Origin of the sequence: Vagococcus sp. CY53-2 (assembly GCF_022604695.1) — a bacterium.
Classification (GTDB): Bacteria; Bacillota; Bacilli; order Lactobacillales; family Vagococcaceae; genus Vagococcus.
Map to the genome: position 1 here is coordinate 41,150 of NZ_JALAHP010000006.1, position 14,196 is coordinate 55,345.

Genomic DNA, 14,196 nt, shown 5'->3' on the forward strand with positions numbered 1-14,196 from the left:
TTAGAAAACAACACTTAAAAAAACGTTTAAAAAGGATGAAAAAACATGACAGAACAACAAACATATAACGCACCAACAATTGAGCAAGAAATCGACGTAATTAGTACATATAGATTAGAAGAAGCAGCAAGTAAAGTCGTTCCTAAAGGTGGATTTGACTATATTTCAGGTGGTTCAGGAAAAGAATTTACGCTACAACGTAATGACGAAGCATGGTTAAGTAAAGGGATTTTACCTCGTGTATTAGCTGGCGTCGAACACCCAGATACCTCAACAAAAATTTTCGAACATGACTTGAAAGTACCATTTATTATGGCTCCGATTGCAGCTCACGGATTAGCTCATGCAACAAAAGAAGCAGGAACAGCTAAAGGAATTTCAGAATTCGGTGGAACCATTATGTCAATTAGCGCTTATTCTGGTGCGACGTTTGAAGAAATTGATGCTGGTTTAAATGGTAATACACGTTGGTTCCAAATCTATATGAGTAAAGACGAAGAGATGAATAAAAACATCCTAGATGAAGCAAAAGCAGATGGTGCAACAGCCATTATTTTAACAGCAGATGCAACATTGAGTGGTAACCGTGAACGTGACTTAGAAAATAAATTTGTTTACCCATTTGGTATGCCAATTGTTTCTCGTTACTTAACAGGTTCTGGAGAAAACATGTCACTAAATAACATTTACGCTCAATCAAAACAAAAAATTGAACCAGCCGATGTGAAGTTTATTGCGGAGTACTCTGGTTTACCAGTATTTGTTAAAGGAGTGCAAACACCAGAAGATGCTGTATTAGCAATTGGTGCTGGAGCAGCAGGTATTTGGGTATCAAATCACGGTGGACGTCAATTAGATAATGCGCCAGGCTCGTTTGAAGTGTTAGCTGACATTTCAGAAGCTGTAGCAGGACGTGTGCCAATCGTATTTGATAGTGGTGTTCGTCGTGGAGAGCATATCTTTAAAGCACTAGCAAGTGGAGCAGATATCATTGCTCTAGGTCGTCCAGTATTATTTGGTTTGGCTTTAGGTGGATGGAAAGGTGTTAAATCTGTTTTAGAATACTTTGAAACAGACTTAAAACGTGTGATGCAATTAGCAGGAACACAAACAATTGAAGATGTCAAACATGCACGATTATATGATATGAAAAAATAGTATACGCACTTTAAACCATCTAACTAAGTTATATTAGGTAGATGGTTTTTTATTATTAAAATTTTATTTAGGTAGGTGTGTTTCAGTATAATGATAAGAGCTATTACTTTCATTTTTTTAAATCAGGAATATACGTTAACTAAATTAATGTTGTTGTTTTATTAATTTTATGATAGATGATAGGTTGAAATATATATATCAGACTTATGGTGTATTTATCTAGTGTAAATTCGGAAGGGAGTTTTCTGCTTTGCGTCTTTCTATCATTATTAGTATAATACCAAGTGACTTAGTAAAAGGATTTAGAACGGAGAAACTGATATGACAACCAATTTTTGGCAAGATTTACCAAAGCCATTTTTTATTTTAGCTCCGATGGAAGATGTGACGGATGTGGTATTTCGTCATGTGGTGAAAAAGGCAGGAGCACCAGATGTATTTTTTACCGAATTTACTAACTCGGATAGTTTTTGTCATCCGGATGGTAAAGAAAGTGTTCAAGGGAGATTAGTCTTTGAAGAAGACGAGCAACCTATTGTGGCACATATCTGGGGAGATAATCCAGAATATTTTAGACAGATGAGTAAAGAATTAAAAGAGATGGGATTTAAAGGCATTGATATTAATATGGGATGTCCGGTTCCTAATGTGGCCACACGAGGGAAAGGCAGTGGATTAATTTTACGTCCAGATGTAGCAGCTGAATTAATCGCCGCAGCAAAAGAAGGTGGACTACCAGTTAGTGTGAAAACACGTATAGGGTATCATTCGCAAGATGAGATGATTGATTGGTTGGCACATATTTTAAAACAAGACATCGCTAACTTGTCGATTCATTTAAGAACACGGGATGAAATGAGTAAAGTACCTGCTAAGTGGGAATTAATTCCAGAAATATTAGCATTAAGAGATGAGATTGCTCCTGATACACTCATTACCATTAATGGTGATGTGCTTGATCGACAGATGGGGCTTGAGTTAGTCGAAAAATATGGTGTGGATGGTGTCATGATAGGAAGAGGGATATTCAAAAATCCCTATGCCTTTGAGAAAGAACCTAAAAATCATTCAACAGAAGACTTATTAGGGCTATTGAGACTTCAATTAGACTTACAAGATGAGTATGCTAAACAAGTGCCACGTTCCATTGTTGGTTTGCATCGATTCTTTAAAATTTATGTTAAAGGCTTTCCAGGAGCCAGTGATTTACGTGTTAGTTTGATGAATACCAAATCAACAGATGAAGTACGTGCCTTATTGGATACCTTTTTTCAAAAAGATAATTAAATAATCATTAAAAGACAGTGTTTCTTAACTTTAAGAAACAGTGTCTTTTTTAAGTGTTTAGGTTGTTTAGGAAAAAAGAAAAGTGTTTAAACAGTATAATTTACCTAAAAGCCTTTTGTAACCGCATTCTATTGTTTTGAAAGTTGGCATCATACTTGCTTATATAAAAGTGAAGAGGTGAAAAGAATGGAGAGAAGTTATTTAATTGCCACACATGGCAAATTTGCTAGTGGGTTACAAAACTCGTTGAACATCTTAACAGGTAGTGGAGACAACGTCCAAGTAATAGATGCTTATGTCACGGATGATGATTACACACCGGAAGTTCAACAATTTATTCAGGAGGTTAGTGAAGATAGTCAGGGAATTGTATTCACAGATTTATATGGTGGAAGTGTGAATCAAAAAATCGCAGCAGAAATTATGACGTCAGGGAAAGACAATATCATGTTGGTATCAAATTCAAATTTAGCTATTATTTTATCCATTATGTTCCATGAAAATACTGGCATGTTGTCAAAAGAAGAGGTATTAGCTGCAATTCAAGAATCACAGGTTCAACTGGTTTCAACCACAATAGAAGAAGAGGACGATATTTTTTAGGAGGAGAAAAGATGATTACACAAATTAGAGTAGATGACCGATTAATCCATGGACAGGTAGCAGTTGTATGGACAAAAGAATTAAATGCCCCACTTTTAGTAGTAGCAAATGATGAGGCGGCAAAAAATCAAGTGATGCAAATGACATTAAAAATGGCCGTACCAAATGGGATGAAGTTGTTAGTTCGTTCAGTAGATGATGCGATTGAATTATTTAATGACCCTCGCGGGAAAGATAAACGCATGTTTGTGATTGTGAACTGTGTGTCTGATGCGAATAAAATTGCACAACACGTCGATGCTGTAGAAACAGTGAATGTGGCAAATGCGGGTCGTTTTGATAAATCAGATCCAAAAGACAAAACAACGATTTTTCCAAGCGTGTTACTTAATCCAGATGAATTAACGGCTGCCAAAGAATTATCAGAGTTAGAACAGGTGGATAGCTACAATCAAGTTTTACCGACTAATCCAAAATTAGAATTGAAAAAAGCATTGAAAAATGTCTAAGGGGGATAAAAAATGTTAATGCATGCACTTATGGCAGGACTTAGTGTGTTTATCTGTTTTGCTGGTAACTATTTAACAGGTCAAAGTATGTTGGAACGTCCGTTAGTTGTTGGACTGGTAACAGGGCTATTGATGGGAGATTTAAAAACAGGTGTTTTGATGGGAGCAGCACTTGAAGCCGTGTTTATGGGAAATGTGAATATTGGTGGCGTGATTTCTGCCGAACCAGTGACAGCAACAACCCTTGCGACAACATTCGCGATTATTGCAAACGTTGAACAAAAAGCGGCAATTACACTAGCCATTCCAATTGGGATGTTAGCAGCGTTTGTGGTGATGTTCTTGAAAAATGTTTTGATGAATATTTTTGCCCCAATGCTGGATCGTGTTGCACGTGAAAATAATCAACGAAAAATTGTGGCACTACATTATGGGACATGGATTTTCTATTACTTTATTATTGCCGCGATTTCATTTGTTGGGGTCCTACTTGGAAGTGAACCTGTTGCCGTTATGGTAAACAACATTCCTCAAAATGTGATGAATGGTTTGAGTGCGGCAGGCGGCTTATTACCAGCTGTTGGGTTTGCGATGTTGATGAAATTGCTTTGGGACAATAAATTATCTGTCTTTTACTTATTAGGGTTTATTTTAACAGCTTACTTGAAATTACCAGCTGTTGCGGTGGCGGCTGTTGGAATTGTCATTTGTGTGATGATGGTTCAACGTGATGTACAAATGATGAATTTACCAACTACACAAGGAAAAGTTGCCAGTGGTGAAATGAGTAAAGAAGAAGAAGAGGAGGACTTTTTCGCATGAAACTAAAACAAGATATGTCAGTTGAAGATAAAAAAATGATGCGCTCAGTCTTTTGGCGTTCATGGACAATGAATGCCAGTCGTACAGGAGCGACACAATACCATGCGTTAGGCGTTATCTATACTTTACTTCCAGTCATCAATCGTTACTACAAAACAGAGGAAGAACGAGCAGACGCGATTGTCCGTCATACAACGTGGTTTAATGCTACCATGCATATTAATAACTTTATTATGGGTCTTGTGACTTCAATGGAAAAACAAAATAGTGAAGATGAGAATTTTGATGCAAGCTCAATCACTGCTGTTAAAGCATCATTGATGGGACCTTTATCAGGTATCGGAGATTCATTCTTTTGGGGTATTTTACGTGTCATTGCTGCAAGTATTGGGATTTCAATTGCCAGTACTGGATCAGTTATGGGAGCCATCGTTTTCTTAGCCCTTTACAATATTCCGGCTTTTATTATTCATTATTATGCTCTTTATACAGGTTATTCTGTTGGGGCCAACTTCATTCAAAAACTATATGAAAGTGGCGGTATGAAAATACTAACTAAAGCATCTAGTATGGTTGGGTTACTGATGATGGGAAGTATGACTGCTTCAACTGTAAAATTCAAAACGATTTTAGAAGTAACAGTCAGTGGTTCTGATCCAATTAAAATTCAAGATTACTTAGATCAACTATTTGTAGGGATTGTGCCATTAACTGTGACATTGATTACGTTCTGGTTATTACGTAAAAAAGTAAATATCAATGTTGTGATGTTTGGCATTATGATTCTTGGAATTATTTTAGGGTTACTTGGTATTTGTTAATCAATTTATTACACAATACATAGGGTTTTGGTAATAAATCATGACACATTAATCAGGTAAACTATGCTAAAATTTAACAAGCAAAGTAGTTGTGTGTCGTTATGTTATCGGTATGTAAGAGTGAAACGCATGGGCAATACGTGCCATGCGTTTTTTAGTATGTAGGAGGATTGGTAGAATGAAGGAGTCGACTAGAAGACATTTGCTTCAAGGTATAGGAGAAGAACAAGGTGGGATTACGACAACTGAATTAGCTAAAAAAATTGGGTTAAGTCGCTCAGTCACGAGTTTATATTTAAATGAGTTGGCCAAAGATAAAGAGGTTATTAAAAGTGAAACATATCCAATCGTTTGGCGACTAACTAGTCACGAGTACCATACGTCACAAGATGTGTTCGAACAATTTATTGGCAGTAAAGGTAGTGCCAAATCTATGATAAAAATCTGTAAAGCTGCGATGTCTTATCCACCAAAAGGGCTACCTGTTTTAATTCATGGAAATAGTGGGGTAGGGAAAACTTATTTAGCACACTTGATTTTTGATTACCTTAATCAACAACAGGCGAATTGCTCAGATAATATCGTGGTATTTAACTGTGCGGATTACGCGAATAATCCTGAATTGTTGTCTTCCACCTTATTTGGTCATAAAAAAGGGGCTTATACAGGTGCTGACAAAGATAAAAAAGGGTTACTTAGTAAAGCAGACAACGGTATTTTATTTTTAGATGAAGTCCATCGTTTGTCATATGAAAATCAAGAAAAATTATTTCAGTTTATGGATTCAGGTCAGTTTCGCTTAATTGGGGAGGAAGATAAAATAGAAACAGCTAACGTTCGCTTGATTTTTGCGACAACAGAAGATCCTAAAGAGGTATTATTACCAACTTTCTTACGTCGTATTTCAGCTGTATTGGAGTTAGCAGATTATCATCTACGGCCATTACAAGAGCGAGAGACGATTTTAAGCGTTTTATTTTTAAAAGAAGCCAAATTGTTGAAAAAGGACATGATGATTGATCGTTTGATTTTTGATCACTTTTTACATGAAAAAATGTCAGGGAATATTGGACAATTAGCCAATAAGGTCAAGTTATATTGTGCTGATGCACTTCATTATCAAGAGGATCAAGACGTACTTTACATAGGGGATAATCATGATGATGTGGTGAAAGTGATTTATGATGAACCACTTAATCAACTAGTGGATGTGTCAACAGAGAGGGTAGAAAAACTAAATGTGCTACTACATTCCACGAGTGATGTATTAGAGTTACGAGAAACGCTACTGGGTTTTCCGCTATTCAAAGATGATTTTGGTGGAGAAACCTATGTTTTAAAACAAATTAGAGAAAAAATACTTGCTAATACTAAACAAATAATGGGTAAAGTAGATAGTGTGACACCTTATCTTGAAAAACTAACTACATACCTATTACTAAAAGATTGTATCAAGTTTGATCATCAACCAATAAAACAAATGATTAGTATGGACTATCCACGTACGGCACTTTTTGCTAAAAAAATTACGTCTAAACTACCCGTTGAATATAAAAAAGAAGCACGTTTTTTGTTGAGTTTATTTTTAATAGGGTCTATAAAAGAAGAAATTGCTTATCATGCCTTACTTGTTGCTCATGGTGATACGACAGCAAGTAGTATACAAGCGGTGTCCAATCAATTATGTGGCAATTATGTGTTTGACGCAATTAACATGCCACTTGATGCCTCCATTAAAGACATTGTATTAGAAGTGAAGTCGTGGCTTTCTGAGCGAGATACTTCTGAAGGGGTCATTATGTTGGTAGATATGGGCTCATTGGTTCATTTTTATAAGAGTTTAAAACCAGAGATTATGGGAGAATTATTGGTTGTTAATAATCTTACGACGTCATTTGCACTGGAAATTGGTCAACAACTACTGAATCATCATACCTTTTATGACATCACAAAAAATATTAAACAAAAATTTATCACAGATATTCAGTATTTTGAGGGATTTTCAAATGACCGCAATGTTATTATTTCAAGTATTTTGGGTTATGATATTGCCAAAAAACTGAAGAAATTATTCGAACCGTTTATTAATCCAGAAATAAAAATCATTGTGATGCATTTTAATGAATTACTCGATATTTTAGATCGTGAAAACTCAGATAAAGGTTATCTTGATACAACAGAACTCATTATTACAACGTCTTATCTAGATAATAAAACAGCTGTGTCTTCCGTTAATTTATTGGATATTTTAGATGAAGATACTGAACATCAAGCCATGAAATATACGTTTCGTAATACCATTCACGAAAAATACATGACCGATTTGACGAATAAATGTATTTATTTCTTCTCAAAAGAAGGTCTATCTGAAAAATTAAATTTCTTAAATCCGGAAATCATTATTAAACAAGTAGAGCTAATTATCGAAAAATGTGAGCGACGTTTTGGTATTAAATTTAACGTCAAAATTAAATTTAATTTGACGATGCATTTAGCATTGATGATTGAACGTACGATTTTAGGGTCAGTTGATTATCCTGTGCCAACAGATTTATCGCAGTTAAAAATAAATGATAACTATTTTTATGGGAATATAAAAGACTTACTATCCTCTATTGAAGATTTTTATCGCATTAGTATTTCTGATTGGGAATTATATGTCTTACACGAAATTATTGCCAGTTAATCAGTTTTTAAGTGTAATATTTATATATTATTTGTTTTTTTTTGATGTTTATCATTTAACAAAAATACTTTTTTTATGATAGTATTCAAATTGTAGTTATATTAAAACAATGAGTGTATTTTTTACTAACGTTAGTTTAGAAAAGGAGAGATATCATTGGAACATAAATTAAGAACACCTAAAGAAGATTATCATCAAAAAGACAGTAATGAATTCGTGTCAACAGAAGTGTTGATTGAAAATCCTAATTACTTGTCAGCGAATAAGTTAAAAGGAAAAAAAGCGATTGTCACAGGTGGAGATAGTGGAATCGGAGCAGCTGTTGTTATAGCGTATGCACATGAAGGGGCAGATATTGGAATTGTCTATCATGAAAATGATGCTGATGCGTTACAAGTAAAACAACGTGCAGAAGAATTAGGTGCAACTGTTTATCTTTACAAGGGAGACGTTGGGCATGAACATGTTGTAAAAGAAGCCGTTGATTACTTTATCGATAAGTTTAAATCAATTGATATACTAGTTAATAATGTTGCTGAACAGCATGAACGTGATAGTATCGTTGATATTACGGAAGCCGAAGTTCAACGTGAATTTGCGACAAATATTTATAGTTTTATGTATTTTACAAAATACCTTTTCCCATATTTCAATGAAGGAGCAGCTATTATAAATAACGCGTCTGTCAATGCTTATCGTGGACATCCTTATTTATTGACTTATTCAACAACTAAAAGTGCTGTTGTAGGATATACTCGTTCATTATCAGTGCGTGAAGAGTTTATTAAGAAAAAAATCCGTGTAAATTGCGTAGCGCCAGGTCCAATTTGGACACCACTTATCCCCGCTACAATGAAGGGCATGACTCATGAAAAATTTGGGTTAGATACACCGATGAAACGTTGTGGTGAAGCTTATGAGGTAGCACCTAGTTTTGTCTTTTTAGCTTCAAACCAAGATAGTAGTTACATGAGTGGTCAATGTTTACATGTTAATGGTGGAGCAGTATTAAATGGTTAAAAAAGTACCCCTCAGAATGTGTGGAAAATACATTCTGAGGGGTTTTTATTTATGACTTGGAAGAGATCTCTTTTAAATTAATTGGTATTTATTAAATCTTTTTTTGGGATTGTTCGATAATTCGTTTATTTCCTTTATATAAATCCCATATGGTCCATGCAAGAAGCAGTAAGACACCAATAATAAGTGTATAAGCAATACCATGAGCTAAGGTTAATTCATTAGCTGATGGTTCATCTCCAAAGAAAGCTTCCATTTGTCCTGGCAGTCCAGTTAAATTTAGATAGGTTAATGCAATAACTGAAATCCAACCAAAAAATTTGACGAGCCAATTATTTTTAAAGCGATGTCCCATTTCAGCTTCACTGTTAGTCATCATGAGTAATGGAATCATTGAAAAAGGCAAAGCAAATGCTAAAAAGACTTGAGAATTATTCATTAAATTATTAAGTGCTTCGTGTTCTTCTAATGTCCCTTTTTTGCTTGTCATCATGACACAGATAATAACGGGAATGACTGAAATTAAACGTGTCACTAGACGTCTTAACCAAGTTGGAAGCTTCATATGAATAAATCCTTCCATGATGACTTGTCCAGTCAACGTTCCTGTAATTGTAGAGTTTTGTCCTGATGCTAAAAGTGCGACAGCAAAAAGAGTGGATAAGACACCAGATTTGGCAACAGAGACAAGAAGTCCGTTACTTAAAGTATTAGGGTCTGACAACGCTTCATATAAACCAAAGAATGACGGGTCTTTAACCGTTCCTGATTTGAATACCGCAACCCCCATAATTAACAGTAAGGCATTGACAAAAAATGCCATAGTCAATTGAATATTTGAATCCCAAGTCGAAAAACGAACGGCTTCAGCGACATGATTTTCATCAGAATGGTCAATTTTTCTTGTTTGAGATACCGCTGAATGCAGATATAAATTATGTGGCATAACCGTTGCCCCAATAATTCCTAGTGCACCAGTTAAAGGTGTTTGTCCTCCGATTCTTGGTGAGTCAGCAAAGGTGTCCTTAGTAGGAATTAAGCCTTCAAAAACAGCTCCCCATGATGGGTTTGATAAGGCAATTTGATAAATAAAAACAAAAAGAATGACAAAAATTAGGCAGACAACTAACGCTTCAATTTTTCTAAACCCTATTTTTGTTAAAAGCAATAATAGCAAAACATCAAATACAGTAATAAGTACGGCATAGAGCAGTGGAATACCAAACAGTAAATACAAGGCAATTGCGGCTCCAATAACTTCAGCAATATCAGTGGCCATAATAGCTAACTCAGTTAAAATCCATAAGACAATTCCCAGTCTTTTACTTGTTCTAGCACGAATCGCTTGGGCTAAATCCATTTGGGTGACAATCCCTAACTTAGCAGCCATGTATTGCAAGAGCATAGCAACTAAACTAGACATCAAAATGACAGACATCAATAGATACTGAAAATTTTGTCCACCTGTAATGGATGTTGACCAATTACCTGGATCCATATACCCAACAGCAACTAACGCTCCAGGTCCTGAATAGGCGAGTAATGTTCGCCAAAATCCTTTTCCTACAGGCACCTCAACTGATCCATTTATTTCTTCTAAAGAGCGTCCATTTGTATGGGCCATTAGTTTGTGAGGTTCATGATTATTATGAGGTTCACTCATTTTACCCCTCCTTTAGTTTTTTCTGTACATATCATACACTTAAACCTGCAAATGTGAAAGTAAAGTTTATTGAAAGATTGACATCTGAGAAATAGTAGGACATAAGACAGTTCATTAAAGGTGAGAATATTTTTTAATTATAATCAACACCCTATTTCGGTTATTTTATAATCTATAAAGAAAGAACGATATAATCGACTAATTATGATGGTATCGCATAGATACAACCTCATTGGCTAAAACTAATGAAGTGATAAAATTATAGGTATGAGGCTGACCCAGAAGTCTTAAAATAGAAAAAATCCCGTGAAATCAATTTATTAAAATATTGATTTCATGGGATTTCTGTTTTATTAGTTTGGTGATTTTTACTTAATAAATTACTTTTGGGCCAGCCTCATTTTTTTCTATTTATTTGCAATAAAATGAGTAGTTTATAAAGTTATGATGAATTAATTATCTAATGATACTGAGATTAGTATATAAAAAGCCTTTTTATACAAAACATTGAAATAAGTTAGTTATTTTTTTGACGAAAAAAATATATATGATGAAATGATGAATAAAGAATGAGTAAGGCAAAAAAAATAAGCATTCTATTCTTATTTAGAACGTAACATTCACTAACTGATTACAAATAAATAAAAGATAATCCATAAATAATTTACTTTTAATTCATAAAGGTATTGAATTTATCTAAAAATAATATTTAATATGATTATTTTGTTGTTAATGTATCAAAGATTGTTTTAAAAAAAAAAAAGAGTTATGATTTACTCACAAGCAATATTAAAAACGAATTCATGAGAAATGGATGAAGAGGAGAGATGATATGTCATGAGTGCGAAAACAGCAACGCCTAATAAAAAGTTGACGTTTACATCAATTTATTTTTTAGGTATCAATGCAATTGTCGGGTCAGGAGCGTTCTTATTACCGCAACAAATTTATAAAAATATTGGGGTAATGAGTATTCTGGTTCTTCTTACTGCAGCATTAACAGTGAGTATGGTTGCATTATGTTATGCGGATTTATCAAGTCGATTTTCTGGATCAGGAGCAGCATGGCTTTATTCGTATAACGCATTTGGTAAATTTACTGGGTTTCAAATTGGCTTATTTTCGTGGTTTTTAGGATGTCTGACATTTACAGCAGAATCTGTTGCCTTACATCGAACATTAAAAAGCATGTATCCCGTGTTAGATAATCCAATTGCAAAATATGCTTTTCCAATTGGTATGATAGTTCTATTAAGTATTATCAATCTTTTTGGTACAAGTATTGTTAAAAAAATCAACAGCGTGTCTTCAATTATTAAAATTGCTACTTTGGTATTTTTCCTTGTTGTCGGTGTGTTCTTTATTAAAACAGCACATTTTACCCCTATTGTTCCTGAAAGTGTTAAAACAACAGGTAGCTTCTTTGGTCACTTTGGTCAAGCCTTTAGTGTCGTATTTTACATGTTCACTGGATTTTCATTTATCCCAGTAGCAGCTGGACAAATGAACAACCCAGAAAAAAATATTCCAAAAGCATTAATCGCCGTTATGTCTAGTGTGACTATTATTTATGTGTTAGTACAAGCAATAGCGATTGGTATCTTAGGACCAAATATTGCAAAATTTGATATTCCTATTGCTCAAGCACTAAACGCTTCTATTGGTCATTGGGCATATGTACTGATTGTCATTGGTATGATTATTTCCATTTTTGGCGTGGCTTTTGCCGTATCATTTAACACACCAGTTTTAGCTGCATCTTTATCAACAGAACATAACCTTTTACCTTCAGCTTTTGGTAAAAGAAATAAAAATGATGCACCTTATATTGCGGTCATTATTACGATGATTATCAGTATTTTCTTAGTATCATTTAGTTATATTTTCTTAGTAGCGGCCATTGTGTTAGCATCATTTATCCAATATGTTCCATCAATTTTAGCCGTGATTAAATTTAAACATACAAAACAATTTCCAAATAATGGGTTCTCTTTAAAGGGAGGAGATACCATTCCAATTATTGCGTTGGTTATCTCAATGTATTTATTAACTAATTTTAGATTAGATGTTTTATTACTAATCATCGGTGTATTTGTCGTTGGGTTGATCATGTATTACACAAGTATCAAAAATAAACCAGACTCACCATCTGCACCACAAGCACCAAAAGGTAAAGTCGCTCAAGCAACAACTAAATTGGCTGACAAAGTAGCAACCACTACTCAAAGTGCACCAACTCATGCATCAACAAAATAAATTAACTGAATGGAGTGTTTTATTATGACAAACGAATTAACTTTTGATCAAATTAATCATATGCAAGAACTTTTTACAGGTGACAGAGCAAATGAAATCGCCCAAACAGCAGCTACAACAAACGGTATTTTTAAAGCATCTGAAAATATTCGTGCAATTGATGATGCGAATTTTAACTTTTCGATTGATATTGACTCACATAAAGTGACTAATCAAAATCAAAGTGGCCGCTGTTGGATGTTTGCTTGTTTAAATGTCATTCGTTTCCAATTAGAAAAACAATACAACATTGAAAACTTTGAATTATCACAAAACTACTTATTCTTCTATGACAAATTAGAAAAAGCGAATTACTTCTATCAAAATATTCTTAATACAGCGAATGAACCTATTTCTAGTCGCGACGTTCAATTTTTAATCAACTCACCGCAACAAGATGGTGGCGATTGGAACTTAATCATCTCATTAGTAGAAAAATATGGTGTCGTACCAATTTATGAAATGAACGACTCTAGCTGTAGTGTTACATCAGCTGAATTAAATACGATGTTAAATCGCAAATTACGACGTGACGCTGTTGAGTTAAGACAACTTGTCAAAGATAATGCGACAGAATCCACCATCAATGATTACATTGAAAAAAGTTTATCTGAAGTTTACCGACTATTATCAATTGCTTTAGGGACACCACCAAAAACAATTGACTTTACATTCAGAGATAAAGACAAAAAATACACTTCTTACCATGGGTTAACACCTCAACAACTTTACACTGACTACATTGATATTGATGTAACGGACTATGTTGGATTAATCAACGTTCCAGCTGAAAACATGCCTTTTGGTAAAGTTTACGAAGTGGCTTTATCAGGAAACATGGTAGGTGGCACACCAAACCGTTATTTAAACATTGAAATGGATGAGCTAAAACAAGCCACAATTAAACAACTAAAAGCTGGTGAACCAGTTTGGTTTGGTTGTGATGTGTTAAAACATTTTGATCGTCAAAAAGGGATCATGTCTCATGATTTATATAAATTTGAAGAATTATTCAACATGGATTTTTCAATGACAAAAGGCGATCGTTTTAACTACAAAGAAAGCTTACCAACACATGCTATGGTAATTGGTGGTGTAAACCTTGTGGATGATATGCCAACTAAATGGAAAGTAGAAAATAGTTGGGGAGAAAAAATCGGTGACCAAGGTTACTGCGTGATGGATGACAAATGGATGGAGGAATTTGTCTTTGAAGTCGTTGTGAAAAAAGACTATCTAACAGAAGATTTAAAACAAGCCTTAGTAACAGAACCTGTCGAATTACCATTTTGGAATCCTATGAATCCAATTGCCTAAGCGTTTATTAATAGA

11 protein-coding genes are annotated in these 14,196 nt (G+C 34.4%); 10 read left to right on the forward strand and 1 reads right to left on the reverse strand.

Annotated features, from left to right (window positions below):
* Positions 1-45: 45 nt before the first annotated feature.
* From MN581_RS08620 to MN581_RS08655, 8 genes are all read left to right on the forward strand, one after another.
* A complete protein-coding gene (locus tag MN581_RS08620) occupies positions 46-1,158 on the forward strand; it encodes a lactate oxidase (protein WP_241699599.1) in 1,113 nt (370 codons plus the stop codon).
* Positions 1,159-1,479: 321 nt separating this feature from the next.
* Positions 1,480-2,445, forward strand: coding sequence for a tRNA-dihydrouridine synthase (locus tag MN581_RS08625; protein WP_241699600.1), 966 nt, complete (start codon positions 1,480-1,482; stop codon positions 2,443-2,445).
* A gap of 186 nt (positions 2,446-2,631) precedes the next feature.
* The gene (locus MN581_RS08630; protein WP_117973893.1) at positions 2,632-3,048 is read left to right on the forward strand and encodes a PTS sugar transporter subunit IIA; all 417 of its coding nucleotides are present in this window, start codon (positions 2,632-2,634) and stop codon (positions 3,046-3,048) included.
* A gap of 11 nt (positions 3,049-3,059) precedes the next feature.
* Positions 3,060-3,557, forward strand: coding sequence for a PTS sugar transporter subunit IIB (locus tag MN581_RS08635; RefSeq protein ID WP_241699601.1), 498 nt, complete (start codon positions 3,060-3,062; stop codon positions 3,555-3,557).
* A gap of 12 nt (positions 3,558-3,569) precedes the next feature.
* Positions 3,570-4,379: a PTS sugar transporter subunit IIC gene (locus MN581_RS08640; protein WP_241699602.1), complete on the forward strand. Its 810-nt coding sequence runs from the start codon at positions 3,570-3,572 to the stop codon at positions 4,377-4,379.
* A complete protein-coding gene (locus MN581_RS08645) occupies positions 4,376-5,200 on the forward strand; it encodes a PTS system mannose/fructose/sorbose family transporter subunit IID (RefSeq protein ID WP_079346344.1) in 825 nt (274 codons plus the stop codon). Before MN581_RS08640 ends, MN581_RS08645 begins: the two co-directional genes overlap by 4 nt.
* A gap of 178 nt (positions 5,201-5,378) precedes the next feature.
* Positions 5,379-7,886, forward strand: coding sequence for a sigma 54-interacting transcriptional regulator (locus MN581_RS08650; RefSeq protein WP_241699603.1), 2,508 nt, complete (start codon positions 5,379-5,381; stop codon positions 7,884-7,886).
* Positions 7,887-8,042: 156 nt separating this feature from the next.
* On the forward strand, positions 8,043-8,906 hold the full coding sequence (locus tag MN581_RS08655; RefSeq protein WP_241699604.1) for an SDR family oxidoreductase: 864 nt from the start codon (positions 8,043-8,045) through the stop codon (positions 8,904-8,906).
* Between the two features lie 91 nt (positions 8,907-8,997).
* Here the strand turns inward: MN581_RS08655 and MN581_RS08660 are convergent, their stop codons facing one another.
* Positions 8,998-10,569: an Nramp family divalent metal transporter gene (locus MN581_RS08660; RefSeq protein WP_117973887.1), complete on the reverse strand. Its 1,572-nt coding sequence runs from the start codon at positions 10,567-10,569 to the stop codon at positions 8,998-9,000.
* Positions 10,570-11,406: 837 nt separating this feature from the next.
* Here MN581_RS08660 and MN581_RS08665 point away from each other — a divergent pair.
* On the forward strand, positions 11,407-12,825 hold the full coding sequence (locus tag MN581_RS08665) for an APC family permease (RefSeq protein ID WP_117973885.1): 1,419 nt from the start codon (positions 11,407-11,409) through the stop codon (positions 12,823-12,825).
* 24 nt (positions 12,826-12,849) lie between these two features.
* Complete coding sequence (locus MN581_RS08670; protein ID WP_117973882.1) at positions 12,850-14,181, forward strand: C1 family peptidase; 1,332 nt, start codon at positions 12,850-12,852, stop codon at positions 14,179-14,181.
* Positions 14,182-14,196: the final 15 nt, after the last annotated feature.